The organism is Paraburkholderia sp. EG286B (assembly GCF_040965655.1).
Taxonomy (GTDB): domain Bacteria; phylum Pseudomonadota; class Gammaproteobacteria; order Burkholderiales; family Burkholderiaceae; genus Paraburkholderia.
Genome location: NZ_JBFRCF010000002.1, coordinates 125,598 through 139,410 on the forward strand (window position 1 = coordinate 125,598; position 13,813 = coordinate 139,410).

A 13,813-nucleotide genomic window follows, 5' to 3' on the forward strand; every position below is an offset into this window, starting at 1 on the left:
CGAAATAAGCAAACCTTGCGGGGGAAGACGGACTCGCCGCGCGCCCGCTGACCGAAAGGAGGGCGCCCGGCGAGCCGGCACATTTCCGGTTGTCGATGGAGGAACCATGAAAGCACTGGTTTACAACGGTCCGGGCAAGTTCGCACTCGAAACGCGGCCAATGCCCGCCTTGCAGGGACCCGGCGACGCCGTCGTCAAGATCTCGAAGACGACGATCTGCGGCACCGATCTCCACATTCTCAAGGGCGACGTGCGGAGTTGCGAGCCGGGCCGCATTCTCGGCCACGAAGGCGTGGGCGTCGTCCACGAGATCGGCAGCGGCGTCTCGACGCTGAAAGTCGGAGATCACGTGCTCGTCTCGTGCATCTCGAGCTGCGGACAGTGCGAGTACTGCCGGCGCGGCATGTATTCGCACTGCAAGACGGGCGGCTGGATACTCGGCAATCGCATCGACGGCACGCAGGCCGAATACGTGCGTACGCCGCACGCGCAAACGAGCCTGTACCGGATTCCCGACGGCCTCGACGAGGCCGCGCTCGTGATGCTCTCGGACATCCTGCCGACGGGTTTCGAATGCGGCGTGCTCAACGGCAAGGTCGAACCCGGCAGCACGGTGGCCATCGTCGGCTCCGGGCCAATCGGGCTGGCCGCGCTCCTGACTGCGCAGTTTTATTCGCCCGCGCAGATCATCATGATCGATATGGACCCCAACCGTCTGGAATGCGCGAAGAAATTCGGCGCGACGGCGTGCATCGATCCGCGCGCGGGCGACGCCGTCGATGCGGTAATGAAGCTCACGGATGGCGTGGGCGTCGATTGCGCGATGGAGGCCGTTGGCGTGCCTGCGACGTTCGAACTGTGCCAGCAGATCGTGGCGCCGGGCGGCGTGATTGCGAACATCGGTGTGCACGGCGTGCCGGCTTCGCTTTTCCTCGACAAGCTCTGGGATCGCAACGTGGCGATCACGACGCGTCTCGTCGACACAGTGAGCACGCCCATGCTGCTCAAGACCGTGCGCGCCGGACGGATCGATCCGAACCGGCTGATCACGCACCGGTTTTCGTTCGAAGACATGCCCAAGGCGTATGAGACGTTTTCGCAGGCGGCCAGCACGCAGGCGCTGAAGGTGATTGTCGAGATGTGATGCGGTCGATACGGATGTTTGCGAACATCATAAAAACTGCGATAATTTATCTTATGTTAAATACAAAAAATCCACGGGCGGCGCCACCAGGCAAGTCTTCCCGCCCGTCGGTACCCCGGTCCCGATAGGCCGCAATCATCGGGACCGATTCTCAGCGCCGGCCGGTCACTGAACCTCCTCGAACGAAGCCCTCACGACAGCAGCCGGCTCCAGTTCGATTCGCTTCGCACCGGGTTTCGGATGCAACGCGAATGTCGATGCGACGAACCATGGCGACAGATTCCAGTGGTATGTCACTTCATGGCGCGGCCTCGAAGACTGGGTCGTATCCGTGACGACCAAATGGCACGGCAGCGGCCGCCGTCCCTGTTCGATCCACATCTCCCAGTCGGCGCCACGCTGCTGAAACGCGTAATGCGTGCACCAGCGCGTATCGACCGTCTCGACGCCGAGCACCTGCGCCGCCGTAATCGCCGCGTTGTCGTCCTTGCCGTTGCCCCAGTAGAAAAGCTCCGCGAGCGGCGCTTCGATACGCCAGCTATTCGCAAGTTCGCGTACGAGGCCATCGAGCGTCGGTGGCGCGTCATTGCGCGTGTAAAAGCCCTTCTGTTCGTTGAAGGTCATGAACTCGCGGCCGTCATAGACCAGTCCACGCACGTTGCCGTTGCCCGTGATCTCGGCGCGTAGCCGGTCGGGCCGCTTGACCTCGAGCACCGTATGACGCAGCAGCGCGGCGTTCTGGCCGTTGTCGAGCACGACGTCGGTCGACGTGTCCGCGTTGACCTCGAACCGGCGCAACGTGCGCAGATAAGCGCCCATGGCATTGAGCGCGTCGAGCGCCTGCGGATCGACGGCGGGTTGCGGCGCGTTCGCGGCGGCGGTTCCCTCGCCGTTGTCGAGATCGGTGAGCGGCGATGGCACTTTCGATTGCGCCTGCGTGTACCCCTCGCTCTGCGGATGCGCACAGCCGGAGAGCGCGATAGCGGCGCAGAGCGACAAGGCGAGCGCGGCAGGAACGCCTCCGGAAAAGACTTTCTTTTTCAAGACGTCTCCTGACTGAGCATCCGAATAAAACGACGGCGTTGTAGCACTCGGCATGCCCAGTGGCGCTCTGTGAGGCGCACCCTGCACGTCCCACTCAGTAAAAGCCCTGGTCGGTTGGCTCACCGCCTCGCAGTACTATCGAGCCATATTTTTAGAACGATGTTCTAGCAGATAGAACGAAACACACCAACGAAGCGTTCAGGAGATTCCGATGTCCAGCTTGCCAATCGGAGCGACACACGCGTCGCTCCGGGACCACGCCGCCGCGCCCGTCAGTGCGGCCGAGATCAACGCGCGCATTGACCGTCTGCCGGCCACGCGCACCATCTGGACGCTCGTGCTCCTGCTTTCGCTGGGCGGCTGGTTCGAGTTCTACGATTTGTTCTTCACGGCCTATGTCGGGCCGGGCCTCGTGAAAAGCGGCCTCTACTCGACCACCACGGCTTCGTTCTTCGGCTTCTCGGGTCTCGGCGCCTTCGTGGCGGCGTCGTTCGCGGGGCTCTTCATCGGCACGTTCTGCCTGACCAGGCTTGCCGACCGCTATGGCCGCCGCACGCTGTTCACCGCCTCCCTGCTCTGGTATTCGGTTGCGACCTGCATCATGGCGCTGCAGACGAGCGCGCCCGGCATCAACCTGTGGCGCCTCATCGCGGGCATTGGCGTGGGCGTCGAACTCGTCACCATCGACACCTACGTGAGCGAACTCGTGCCCAAGCACATGCGCGGCCGCGCATTCGCGTTCGTGCATCTGGTGCAGTACACGGCCGTGCCGGCTGTCGCCTTGCTCGCATGGTGGTTCGTGCCGCGTGCGCCGCTCGGCTTCGACGGCTGGCGCTGGGTCGTCATGTTCGGCGCGTTCGGCGCGCTCATCGCCTGGGCGATCCGTCGCCGCGTGCCCGAGAGCGCGCGCTGGCTCGCGCAGCGCGGCCGCACAGAGGAAGCCGCGCGCATTCTCGCAAGGCTCGAAGCGAAGATCGAGGCGCAGCACGGGCGCGTGCTGCCCGCGCCTGTCGTCGAATCGGCCAGCACGCAAACGCTCGCCAAGGCGCGCTTCGCCGAGATCTGGCAGCCGCCTTACCGTCGCCGCACGATCACCCTGCTCGTCTTCAACCTGTTTCAGGCCATTGGCTTCTACGGCTTCGCGTCGTGGGTGCCGACGCTGCTCATTTCCAAGGGCGTCACGGTCACGCACAGCCTGCTCTACTCGTTCGTGATCGCCGCGTCGAATCCGTTCGGCCCCCTGCTCGGCATGGCGATTGCCGACCGCATCGAGCGCAAGACGCTCGTCGTGCTCTCCGCGCTCGCCATCGCCGTCTGCGGCACGCTGTTCGCCATGCAAACCTCGGCCGGCATGCTCATGTTCCTCGGCGTGCTCATCACACTGGGCGGCACGCTGCTCTCGGTTGGCTATCACGCGTACCAGGTCGAGTTGTTCCCCACGCGCATGCGCGCCACCGCCGTTGGCTTCGTTTATTCGATGTCGCGCCTCTCCGCTATGTTCTCGGGTTTCATGATCGCGTTCGCCCTGCGCCACTTCGGTGTGCCGGGCGTTTTCGCGCTGATCACGGGCGCGATGATCGTGGTGATGGCGGCCATCGGCATCTTCGGGCCGCGCACGAAGAATCGCGCGCTCGACGACATCTCCCGCTAATTTATTCAATACGAGGCTGTCACCATGCTCCCGTTAGCCGGCGTGCGCGTCCTGGATCTGTCGAATGTGCTCGCGGGTCCGTTCTGCGCCTATCAACTCGCGCTCTTCGGCGCCGAAGTCACCAAGGTCGAGCATCCTGAAGGCGGCGATCTTGCTCGGCGCCTCGGGGCCGACAAGGACGCCGCGGCGCGCAATATGGGCGCGTCGTTCGTGGCCGTGAATGCGGGCAAGCGCTCGATCACGCTGAACCTGAAAGACCCGCGCGGCAAGGCCATTCTGCTCGATCTGGTACGCCACGCCGACGTCCTCGTCGAAAACTTCCGCCCCGGCGTGATGGACCGCCTCGAACTCGGCTACGATCAGTTATCCAAAGTGAATCCAGCGCTGGTCTACTGTGCGATTTCCGGTTTCGGCGACGAAGGCGAGCTGTCGCGCCGCCCGGCGTACGACCAGATCATTCAGGGCATGTCCGGCGTGATGAGCGTGACGGGCGACGCGCACAGCGCGCCGCTGCGCGTAGGCTATCCCGTCTCCGATACGGTGGGCGGTCTCACCGCCGCGTTCGGTGTTTGCGCGGCGCTCGTCGACGCGCGCACGAGCGGCCGCGGGCGGCGTCTCGACGTTTCGATGCTCGAAGCCACGCTCGCGACCATGGGCTGGGTCGTGTCGAACTACCTGAACGCCGGGGTCGAGCCCGCGCCGATGGGCAACGAGAATTTCACGGCCGCACCCTCAGGCACCTTCCGCACCGGCGCGGGCCTGCTCAATATCGCGGCAAACGAAACGCGCCAGTTCGAAAGCCTGTGCGAGGTGATCGGCCGCCCCGACCTGCCGCGCGACGAGCGTTTTGCCGCGCGCCATTCGCGCAAGCAGTACCGCGAAGCGCTCAAAGCCGAGATCGAAGCCGCGCTCGCCGCGGACAGCGCGGCGAACTGGGAAACGCGCCTGCTCGAGCGCGGCGTGCCCGTGGGCCGTGTGCTCTCGGTGCCCGAAATCCTCGCGCATCCGCATCTGGCCGAACGGCGCTTCATCCGCGAGTTCGAACCGGCACAGGGCGAAGCCGCGCAACGCGTGACGCGCGCGGGCCTGCGGCTCGCCGATGCCGACGCCGCGCCCGCCACGCCCGCCCCGACCCTCGGCGCCCACACGCGCGAAACGCTCGCACAACTCGGTTACGAAGCCGCCCAAATCGACGCCCTCCACCATGACGGAGTGATCTGACCATGCCGACCACGAACACGACCACGCCCGACCTCGCCGCCCTTTGCGCCGACTACTGGAGCACCTCGATCATCGACATCCACCCGGGCTCCATCAAGGTGCGCGGCTATCCGATCCAGGAGCTGATCGGCAACGTGAGTTTCCCGCAGATGATCTGGCTGATGCTGCGCGGCGAACTGCCCGGCGACGAAGAGGCCACGCTGCTCGAAGCGGCGCTCGTGGCCTCGGTCGATCACGGGCCACATGCGCCTTCGATCGCGATCTCGCGCATGGCAACGAGCTGCGGCTTGCCGATCAACGGCGCAATGGCCTCGGCGCTCAACGCACTCGACGACGTGCACGGCGGCGCCGGCCAGCAGGCGGTCGAACTCTATGCCGACATCGCCGCGCGCATCGTGGCTGGCGCCCCATTCGAAGCGGCAGTCGAAGCCGGCGTAGACGAGTTCATCGCCCATCACGGCAAGTATCTGCCGGGCTTCGGCCATCGCTTTCATCCGGTCGATCCGCGCGCCGGACGGCTGCTCGCGCTCGTCGATGCCCGTGTGGCGTCCGGCACCATCAAGGGCCGCTATGCCGCAATTGCGCGAGGCATCGAAGCCTTGCTGAAAAAGCGCAAGGACCGGCCCGTGCCGATGAACATCGACGGCGTAACCGCTGTCATCTACGCCGAACTGGGCTTTGCGCCCGAACTGGCGCGCGGCGTGTTCTGCCTCTCGCGTGCCGTGGGCATCCTCGCGCATGCGTGGGAGCAGCGCGGACGCGGCGAGCGTAACAAAGGGCCCATGCCGCGCCAGATTCCGTATGCCTATACCGGCGCGCCGGAGCGACATCTGGAGCAGTCCTGATCAACGCGCCGTGAAAGCGAGCGCGTGCAAAACGGCGTCTAGCGTCCGAAGTGTTTGCGCTAGCCGCCCGTGGCCTCAGGCGTCCTGGCGTGCGCACGCTGCGCGGCGCGCAGTGCGCGCGAGTCGCCGCCGAGCGCGTCGGTAGCGCGTATCGCGCATTCGAACAACGCGTCGAGATGGCGCTCGACGAACGCCGCGTCGATACGCGAACTCGGCCCGGCGAGCGTGAGCACGCCACGCAAGGTATCGTGAACGCCGAACACGGGCATGGAAACGCCGGCGGTTTCGCGGTCGCGCTCGCCGATCGAGATGCAGTAGAAGTCGTGGCGAATGGTCTCGAACGGCTCGCCCGGCTCGCCGCCGAATGCCAGCAGCGCGCGGCCGCCAGATCCGCTTTCGAGCGGCAGCACGTCGCCCTCACGCACATGATGGCGCACCACATGATGCGAATCGACGCGATGCAGGCACACGCGCACCGCGTTGTCGCGCACGTAGAACGAAACGCTCTCCCCGCTCGCAGCGGCCAGTTCGCGCATGAGCGGCAGCAGAATGTCGCCCATGTTGAGGCTACGCTGATAGAGCGCGCCCAGCGCGAACGTGGCGGGGCCGAGCTGGTAGCGGCCGTCGTCGAGGCGCAGCAGCAGGCGATGCTGAATCAGAGCGCCGGCCAGCCGCAGCAACGTGCTTTTATAGAGCCCCGTGCGCGCCGCGAGTTCGGCGAGCGTGAGCGCGCTGTCTCCCGGTCGAAACGCGAACAGGATGGCACACGCGCGGTCGATGACAGCGACGCCTTCTTCTTTCTTGACCGTACCAGCCGGGTCTTGCGCGGGCATGAATGGAAAACGTGGGGATTGGGAATGCGTTCGATTTTACGCGACTTGCCGCCTCACGGGTGTGGCTCCCCACCCTCACCTTCGCCTCCACCGCCGTTGCTCGATGCACGCGACGCGCGCTTTACTTCGCCCGTACCACCGAATCGCGCATCGTCACGCTCACGGGGAACGTGCGCTCGATCGGCCACTGCGTGCCGTAGCACTGGTTGATGAGCCAGCGCACCGCATTGCGCGTGAGCTCCGCGGTGGGAATGTGCACCGAGGTCAGCGCCGGCGCCATGTAGGCCGCCGAATAATCGTCGTCGTAGCCGATCACCGAAACGTCGTGGGGCACGCGCAAGCCTGCCTGCTGCAGGCGCGCGAGCGCACTCATGGCCATCGTATCGTTCGCGCAGAACAGCCCGGTGAAGCGGTGTTTGCGTTCGAGAAGCGTCCCGGCCGCCACATAGCCGCCTTCGGGCGAAAAGTCCGAGACGATATGCGGCACGGTCCGGCGCTCGATGCCGTGACGCGCCAGCTCGGCGAAAAATCCATGCAGACGCGCCGCATTGTCCGACGACGTGGACGGGCCGCCGATCACCGCAAGCTCGCGATGGCCATGCTCAATGAGCGTGCGGGCAGCCATCTCGCCGCCGTGAAAGTGATCGGCGCAAAACGATGCTTCGGGTAACTGATCGAATGAGCGGTTCAGGAAGGCCATGCGCGGGTGCATGGCGTGCAGCATCTGCAGGTCGTCGTCGTACAGGTCGTGGCTGATGACAACCACGCCGTCGCAATCGCGGCCGATCAGGAAGCGCACGGCCTCGATCGCCTGCTCGCGCGGCGAAGCTTCGCCGCAACCGGTGGCCACCACCACATGGCGCCGTACGGCGCGCAGCTGCGTATCGGTTTCCTTCAGGATGGTGCCGTAGTACGAGCCGAAAAACGTCGGCACGAAGATACCGATGATGCCGAGCGACTTCGTGGCCATCGCGCGGCCGATGGACGAAGGCCGGAAATTGAGCTGCTCGATCGCGGCCTGCACACGCGCGGCCGCCTCCGCCGACACCGGACCGTTGCCCGATATCGCCCGCGAAGCCGTCGAAAGGCCCACGCCGGCCAGCGCCGCCACGTCTTTCAGGGTCGCCACGTTCCTGGTCTCTCTGTCTTTATCGGTTGTATGCTTCAAATGCGTGCGCCGGTTTCTTCGTCGAACAGCGAAACATGCGCACCGTCGATGGAGAACGGCACCGCCGCCCCACTCGCCAGCGGCGTCTTGTCCTGATCGATCGACGCGATCTGCCCTCCCTGATGCTCGATCCACAGGACACGATGATTGCCTATGGGCTCCACGAGCGTCAAGCGGCCTTCCCACGACGCTTCGTGCGGGCGCACTGCGCCACCTGCGCGCACGTCTTCCGGACGCACGCCGAGCACGCAGGGGCGCGTCGGATCCGGCGTGCCCTTGAACGCGTAAGCCGACACATCCACGTCGAGGCCCGGCCCGCGAAAGCGCAGCCGGCCTTCGTCGGCTTCGAGCCGGCCACGCAGCAGGTTCATCGGCGGCGCGCCGAGGAAGGTCGCGACGAACAGGTTTTCGGGGCGCGCGTAGACTTCGGCCGGCGTGCCGAACTGCTGGATCGCCCCGCCCTTCATCACCGCCATGCGCGTGGCGAGCGTCATCGCCTCGACCTGGTCGTGCGTCACGTAGATCATCGTCGCGCCGAGTTGCTGGTGCAGCTGCTTCAGTTCGCGGCGCAATTCGGTGCGCAGCTTGGCGTCGAGGTTGGAGAGCGGCTCGTCGAACAGGAACACGTCCGCCTCGCGCACGAGTGCGCGCCCGATCGCCACGCGCTGGCGCTGGCCGCCCGAGAGCTGCGCGGGTTTGCGCGCAAGCAGCGGCCCGAGCTGCAGCATGTCGGCGGCGCGCTTCACGCGGCGGTCGATTTCCGCCTTCGGTGTGCCATTGATCCGCAGTGCGAACGAGAGATTGCGCTCCACGTTCATGGTCGGATAGAGCGCGTACGACTGGAACACGAGCGCGACGCCCCGATCCTTCGGGTCGGCCCATGTCATGTCCTCGCCGCCGATCTCGATGCTGCCGTCGGTCACGTCGACGAGGCCCGCGATGCTGTGCAGCAAGGTGGATTTGCCGCAGCCCGATGGCCCGAGCAGCACGACGAACTCGCCTGCGCGCACATCGAGATCGAGTTCGTCGATCACCGTGTTCGCGCCGAGGTCGATGCGCAGGTTGCGTACGGAAACGTTCGTGAGATTGCCCATGGCCTGCTCCTAGCCTTTCACCGCGCCCGAGGCGATGCCGCGCACGAACCAGCGCCCCGAAATGAAGTAGATCGCGAGCGGCACGGCCGACGTGAGGATCGTCGCGGCCATGTTGACGTTGTAGATACGCTCGCCGGTCGTCGTGTTGATGATGTTGTTCAGCTGCACCGTCATCGGCAGGTTTTTCGTGCCCGCGAACACGAGGCCAAGAACGTAGTCGTTCCAGATGCCGGTGACCTGCATGATGATCGCCACGACGATGATCGGCACCGACATCGGCAGCATGAGCTGCACGAAGATGCGCCAGAACCCGCCGCCGTCGATGCGCGCGGCCTTGAACAGCTCCTGCGGCAACGACGCATAGTAGTTGCGGAACAGGAGTGTCATGACCGGCATGCCGAAGATCGTGTGTATCACGACGATGCCCGGCAGCGAGCTGAACAGATGCACGAAGGCCAGCACGCGCACGAGCGGGTACACCATCACCTGCACGGGAATGAACGCGCCCGCGAGCAGAATGCCGAACAGCACGCCTGCGCCGCGCGGCCGCCAGAACGACAGCGCGTAGCCATTCACGGCGCCTACGGCAATGGAGATGACCGTGCTCGGCACGACGATGCGCACCGAATTCCAGAACCCCACGCGAATGCCGCCGCAGTCGAGTCCCGTGCACGCGGAGGACCACGCGTCGCGCCACGGCGCGAGCGTGAAATGCACCGGCAGCGCGAGTAGATGGCCAAGGCGGATCTCGGTCATCGGCTTCACCGAAGTCACCAGCATCACATAGAGCGGCAGCAGGAAGAACAGCGCCGCCGTGAACAGAAATGCATACACGCCGAGCCGCGCGGGCGTGAAGCGGCTGCGCGGCTTGCGCCGCTTTTGCGCCGCACGCGCGGAAGCGGGCGCGGGACGCAGCGAATCGGCCAAAGGCGTGCTCATGCCCGGTCTCCTTTGAGCGCCGCGCGGCTGCGCGCGTAGAAGAATGGCGCAAGAATCGCGAGGACGGTAGCGAGCAGCACGATCGACGCTGCCGAAGCGAGCCCGATGTTCGCGCGATTGAACAGGTAATCCATGATGAATTTCGCGGGCACCTCGCTCGCGGTGCCGGGGCCGCCCTGGGTCATCGCGACCACGGCGTCGTAGAGCTTCACGACCATCACGAAGAGCAGCACGAATGCCGTGGAAAGCGAGGTCTTGAGCATCGGCACGACGATGCTCGCGTACACGCGCCAGCGCGGAATGCCGTCGAGGCGCGCGGCCTTCCATATCTCGTCGTCGATGCCGCGCAGGCCCGCGAGCATCAGCGCCATCACGAGGCCCGAGGCCTGCCACACCGTGGCGATCACGAGCGTGTAGATCGCGAAGCGCTGCGTGACGATCCAGTCGAAGCGCGCGTGCTCGAAGCCCAAGTGCCGCAGTACGGCCTGCACGCCGAGTTCGGGGTTGAGGATCCACTGCCAGACGAGGCCCGTGGCGACGAACGACATCGCATAGGGATAGAGAAACACCGTGCGCAGCGCGCCTTCCGCCACGACGCGCTGGTCGATGAAGATCGCGAGCAGCAGCCCGATCACGAGGCACGCCGCGATGAAGCACGCGCCGTAGATCACGAGATTCTGCAGCGACAGGATCCAGCGGTCGTTCTGGAAGAGCCGCACGTACTGCGTCACGCCCGCGAAGGTGTTGGTGGGCAGCGAGCGCGAGAGGCTGAGCGAGACGCGCGCCGTCCACAGCATGGTGCCGAGATACGCGAACAGGACCGTCGCCGCCATCGGCGCGAGCGCGATCCAGGCGGCGAGCGAGAGCCGCCGCCGCGCGGGGCGCGCGCTGCGCGCTTGCCCCGTCTGGCGTTTGGCCGGGTGCAGCTTGGCGGCGTACATGGTTGCGCTCAGCTCTGGATTGCCGTGGCAAAGGCTTTCTGCGCGTCTTCGGCCGACTGGTTCTTGTTCCAGAAGTTCGTGATGACGTCCTGCAGCGCGCCCTGGACATCAGGCGGAATCAGCATTTCCGGATTCGGCAGTTGCCGCGACTTGTCCTTCATGATCGTCATGCCCTCCTTCGCGCAGATGTCGAAGCCCGAGGTGTCCACGTCGGGGCGAATCGGAATCGAGCCCTTCTTCTGGTTGAACGCGACCTGCGCGGCAGGCGACGTCATCACCGTGGCGAGCAGCTGCTGCGCCTTGAGCTGCTCGGGGTTGTCGGTCTTCGGGAACACGAACACGTCGCCGGCGATCATGTACGGCGACTTCGGGAAACCGGGGAAGCATCCGAAGTCCTTGCCCGCCACCTGGTTCGCGGCCGAAAACTCGCCCTTGGCCCAGTCGCCCATGATCTGCATGCCCGCCTTGCCGGAAATCACGAGCGCCGTGGCGTCGTTCCAGTTGCGGCCAGGCGAGCCCGGATCCACGTAATTATGCAGCCGCTTGAAGGTCGTGAGCACGTTGCGGAACGCGGGCGAATTCACGGCGTTCGCGTCGCGGTCGCGGTACACCTTCATGTAGAGATCGCGGTCCATGTCGGCGAAGATGGCGTCGAAGGTGATCTTCTCCTGCCATGCCTGGCCACCTAGTGCGAGCGGAATCAGCCCGGCCGACTTGAGCTTGTCGAGATCGGCGAAGAGTTGATCGAAATTCTGCGGTTCGCTCGTGATCCCGGCCTTGGCGAACGCGGGCTTCGAATAGAAGAACCAGTCCTGCATGTGGATGTTCACGGGCGCGGCATAGTAATGCCCTTTGACCTTGATCGCCGTGAGAATCGATTCAGGGAAGATGGCGCTCCAGTTCTCTTTCGTTGCGACCGCATCGACATTGTTCAGGAGTCCCTGGTCGATGAGATCGTGAAACTGCTTGGACGTATTGAACTGCGCAGCGGTGGGCGGATCGCCGCCCACGATGCGGTTGATTGCCGTCGCGCGCGCCTGGTCCCCACCGGCGATCGCGTTGTCCACCCACTTGCCGCCCGCCTGATCGTAGGCAAGCGCGAACTGCTTGATCGCGGCCGACTCGCCGCCCGACGTCCACCAGTGAATCACGTTGGCCTTGAGCGGCTCCGCGGCGTGCGCCGCGAGCGCGCCGGCCAGCGCGAGAGCGGCGACGATGCCGCGCAGAACGGGTGCGTTGTGCTTCATTGCGTCTCCTGTCGATCCGGAGTTGGCGCTTCAGCTGTCGCCTGGCGTCAGTGCGTTCGGCACCGGCGTCGGGCCCATGCAGGGCTCCGGTTGCTCCGGGTTGGTCTGCAAAAGCTTGTGGGTTGGAAGTTTCGTCGGCCACGGCGCGTCGTACGGCATGCCCGAGCGTCGCATGCGCTGCCGTGGTTGTCACGCTAGTTGTTGCCCTTGCTCGGTAACCCTGTCAAGTGCCCTCGATGTGCCATCAAGCGCCATCGAGCGCGCGCCGCTGCGCGATGAAATGCGCGATGAGTTCCGCGCTGCGCTTGGGCGTGCGAACCTGCGTGTCGTAATCGACATGCACGACGCCAAAGCGCCGCTCATAGCCGAACGCCCATTCGAAGTTGTCGAGCAGCGACCAGACGAAATAGCCGCGTACATCCACGCCAGCCTTGATCGCGGCGTCCACCGCGGCGAGATGGCGCTTGAGGAACGAGATGCGCTGCGTGTCGTTGACCTCGCCGTCGCGCACGCGGTCGTCCGAAGCCATGCCGTTCTCGGTGATATAGATCGGCGGCAGGTTCTCGTAGGTGCGGCCAAAACCGATCAGCAGGTCGCGCAGACCGTCGGGGTGAACCTCCCACCCCATCTGCGTGCGCTCGACGTCCTTCAGCGGCACTTCGACGAAGCCGTGCGCACCGTCGCTCTTCACGTTGGTGCGGAAATAGTAGTTGATGCCGAGAAAATCGAGCGGCGCCGAGATCGTCTTCATGTCGCCTTCGAGCACGAGCGGCTCGGTGCCCGGCCACAGCTCGAAGAGTTCGTCGGGATACGCGCCCTTGAGCAGCGGATCGAGAATCCACGCGTTGTGCTGCACTTCGAAGCGGCGCGCGGCGCGCACATCTTCCGGCGACGACGAGTCGGGCGTGCCGCGCCCCACGTTGGCGACGATGCCCTTGGTCGAGCCCGGATCGTTCGCACGCAGCACGCCGGTGGCGAGGCCGTGTCCCAGCAGCAGATGATGCATGGCCTGGGTGGCGTAGCGGCCGTTTGCGAGGCCCGGCGCGTGATGGCCGTTGCCGTAGCCGAGGTACGCCGAGCACCACGGCTCGTTGAGCGTCATCCATGCGTCGACGAGGCCGGACAGTTCGCGGCTCATGAGGTCCGCGTAGTCGGCGAAGCGATAAGCGGTGTCGCGATTGAGCCAGCCGCCGCGATCTTCCAGATGCTGCGGCAGGTCCCAGTGGTAGAGCGTGGCAAAGGTACGCACGCCCTTCTCCCGCAGGCGCTCCAGCAAGCGCTTGTAGAAGGCGATGCCTTGGGCATTGGGCCGGCCCTTCTCGTCCATCACGCGCGGCCACGCGATCGAAAAGCGATAGGCCTCGAAGTTCAGGCTCTCGAGCAGGTCGAGATCGGCCTCCCAACGGTGATAGTGGTCGCAGGCCACGGCGCCCGTGTCGCCCGCGAGCACCTTGCCCGGCGTGGCGCTGAAGGTGTCCCAGATCGACGGCAGGCGGCCGTCCTCGTGAATCGCGCCTTCGATCTGATACGAAGCCGTGGCCGCGCCCAGGAGAAAGTCGCTGCGCCACAGTGCGGAGCTGGCGGGCGGAGTGAACGGATCGTCGGCAACTGCGGCGGCGGAATGCGGCAATGCGGTGTCCTGAGTCACGAAGCCTCCTGCGCGGAAGTCACCGGCGTTCTGGGTAG

12 protein-coding genes are annotated in these 13,813 nt (G+C 65.4%); 4 read left to right on the forward strand and 8 right to left on the reverse strand.

What is annotated here, in order from left to right; genetic code table 11:
* The first annotated feature begins 106 nt into the window (after positions 1 to 106).
* The gene (locus AB4Y42_RS03955; RefSeq protein WP_368693455.1) at positions 107 to 1,144 is read left to right on the forward strand and encodes a zinc-dependent alcohol dehydrogenase family protein; all 1,038 of its coding nucleotides are present in this window, start codon (positions 107 to 109) and stop codon (positions 1,142 to 1,144) included.
* A gap of 165 nt (positions 1,145 to 1,309) precedes the next feature.
* Here the strand turns inward: AB4Y42_RS03955 and AB4Y42_RS03960 are convergent, their stop codons facing one another.
* The gene (locus AB4Y42_RS03960) at positions 1,310 to 2,188 is read right to left on the reverse strand and encodes a DUF2092 domain-containing protein (RefSeq protein ID WP_368693456.1); all 879 of its coding nucleotides are present in this window, start codon (positions 2,186 to 2,188) and stop codon (positions 1,310 to 1,312) included.
* 211 nt (positions 2,189 to 2,399) lie between these two features.
* Here AB4Y42_RS03960 and AB4Y42_RS03965 point away from each other — a divergent pair, with 211 nt between their 5' ends.
* From AB4Y42_RS03965 to AB4Y42_RS03975, 3 genes are read left to right on the forward strand one after another with little or no spacing between them, the layout of a single operon-like run.
* Positions 2,400 to 3,839 (forward strand): MFS transporter, encoded by a 1,440-nt coding sequence (locus AB4Y42_RS03965; protein WP_368686042.1) that lies wholly within the window; start codon positions 2,400 to 2,402, stop codon positions 3,837 to 3,839.
* Between the two features lie 24 nt (positions 3,840 to 3,863).
* Positions 3,864 to 5,060 carry a CaiB/BaiF CoA transferase family protein gene (locus tag AB4Y42_RS03970; protein WP_368686043.1) on the forward strand — a complete coding sequence of 399 codons (1,197 nt, stop codon included), beginning with the start codon at positions 3,864 to 3,866 and terminating at the stop codon, positions 5,058 to 5,060.
* A 2-nt stretch (positions 5,061 to 5,062) separates the two neighbouring features.
* Positions 5,063 to 5,905 (forward strand): citryl-CoA lyase, encoded by an 843-nt coding sequence (locus tag AB4Y42_RS03975; protein WP_368686044.1) that lies wholly within the window; start codon positions 5,063 to 5,065, stop codon positions 5,903 to 5,905.
* Between the two features lie 59 nt (positions 5,906 to 5,964).
* On the opposite strand, the gene AB4Y42_RS03980 is transcribed toward AB4Y42_RS03975, so the two are convergent.
* The 7 genes from AB4Y42_RS03980 to AB4Y42_RS04010 form a co-directional block, all read right to left on the reverse strand.
* Positions 5,965 to 6,738, reverse strand: coding sequence for an IclR family transcriptional regulator (locus AB4Y42_RS03980; protein ID WP_368693457.1), 774 nt, complete (start codon positions 6,736 to 6,738; stop codon positions 5,965 to 5,967).
* Positions 6,739 to 6,859: 121 nt separating this feature from the next.
* Complete coding sequence (locus tag AB4Y42_RS03985; RefSeq protein ID WP_368686046.1) at positions 6,860 to 7,867, reverse strand: substrate-binding domain-containing protein; 1,008 nt, start codon at positions 7,865 to 7,867, stop codon at positions 6,860 to 6,862.
* Between the two features lie 35 nt (positions 7,868 to 7,902).
* Entirely contained in the window at positions 7,903 to 9,000 is a 1,098-nt protein-coding gene (locus tag AB4Y42_RS03990; protein ID WP_368693458.1) for an ABC transporter ATP-binding protein, read from the reverse strand.
* Positions 9,001 to 9,009: 9 nt separating this feature from the next.
* Positions 9,010 to 9,939 carry a carbohydrate ABC transporter permease gene (locus AB4Y42_RS03995; protein ID WP_368686048.1) on the reverse strand — a complete coding sequence of 310 codons (930 nt, stop codon included), beginning with the start codon at positions 9,937 to 9,939 and terminating at the stop codon, positions 9,010 to 9,012.
* A complete protein-coding gene (locus AB4Y42_RS04000; protein WP_368693459.1) occupies positions 9,936 to 10,880 on the reverse strand; it encodes a carbohydrate ABC transporter permease in 945 nt (314 codons plus the stop codon). Before AB4Y42_RS04000 ends, AB4Y42_RS03995 begins: the two co-directional genes overlap by 4 nt.
* Positions 10,881 to 10,888: 8 nt before the next feature.
* Positions 10,889 to 12,127: an ABC transporter substrate-binding protein gene (locus tag AB4Y42_RS04005; RefSeq protein WP_368693460.1), complete on the reverse strand. Its 1,239-nt coding sequence runs from the start codon at positions 12,125 to 12,127 to the stop codon at positions 10,889 to 10,891.
* 244 nt (positions 12,128 to 12,371) lie between these two features.
* Positions 12,372 to 13,775 (reverse strand): GH1 family beta-glucosidase, encoded by a 1,404-nt coding sequence (locus tag AB4Y42_RS04010; protein ID WP_368686050.1) that lies wholly within the window; start codon positions 13,773 to 13,775, stop codon positions 12,372 to 12,374.
* Positions 13,776 to 13,813: the final 38 nt, after the last annotated feature.

Bases quoted from the DNA above. Each gene is read 5' to 3' on its own strand.
- AB4Y42_RS03955 (WP_368693455.1), top strand. From the start codon at position 107: ATGAAAGCACTGGTTTACAACGGTCCGGGCAAGTTCGCACTCGAAACG.
- AB4Y42_RS03965 (WP_368686042.1), top strand. From the start codon at position 2,400: ATGTCCAGCTTGCCAATCGGAGCGACACACGCGTCGCTCCGGGACCAC.
- AB4Y42_RS03970 (WP_368686043.1), top strand. From the start codon at position 3,864: ATGCTCCCGTTAGCCGGCGTGCGCGTCCTGGATCTGTCGAATGTGCTC.
- AB4Y42_RS03975 (WP_368686044.1), top strand. From the start codon at position 5,063: ATGCCGACCACGAACACGACCACGCCCGACCTCGCCGCCCTTTGCGCC.
- AB4Y42_RS03980 (WP_368693457.1), bottom strand. From the start codon at position 6,738: ATGCCCGCGCAAGACCCGGCTGGTACGGTCAAGAAAGAAGAAGGCGTC.
- AB4Y42_RS03990 (WP_368693458.1), bottom strand. From the start codon at position 9,000: ATGGGCAATCTCACGAACGTTTCCGTACGCAACCTGCGCATCGACCTC.
- AB4Y42_RS03995 (WP_368686048.1), bottom strand. From the start codon at position 9,939: ATGAGCACGCCTTTGGCCGATTCGCTGCGTCCCGCGCCCGCTTCCGCG.
- AB4Y42_RS04000 (WP_368693459.1), bottom strand. From the start codon at position 10,880: ATGTACGCCGCCAAGCTGCACCCGGCCAAACGCCAGACGGGGCAAGCG.
- AB4Y42_RS04005 (WP_368693460.1), bottom strand. From the start codon at position 12,127: ATGAAGCACAACGCACCCGTTCTGCGCGGCATCGTCGCCGCTCTCGCG.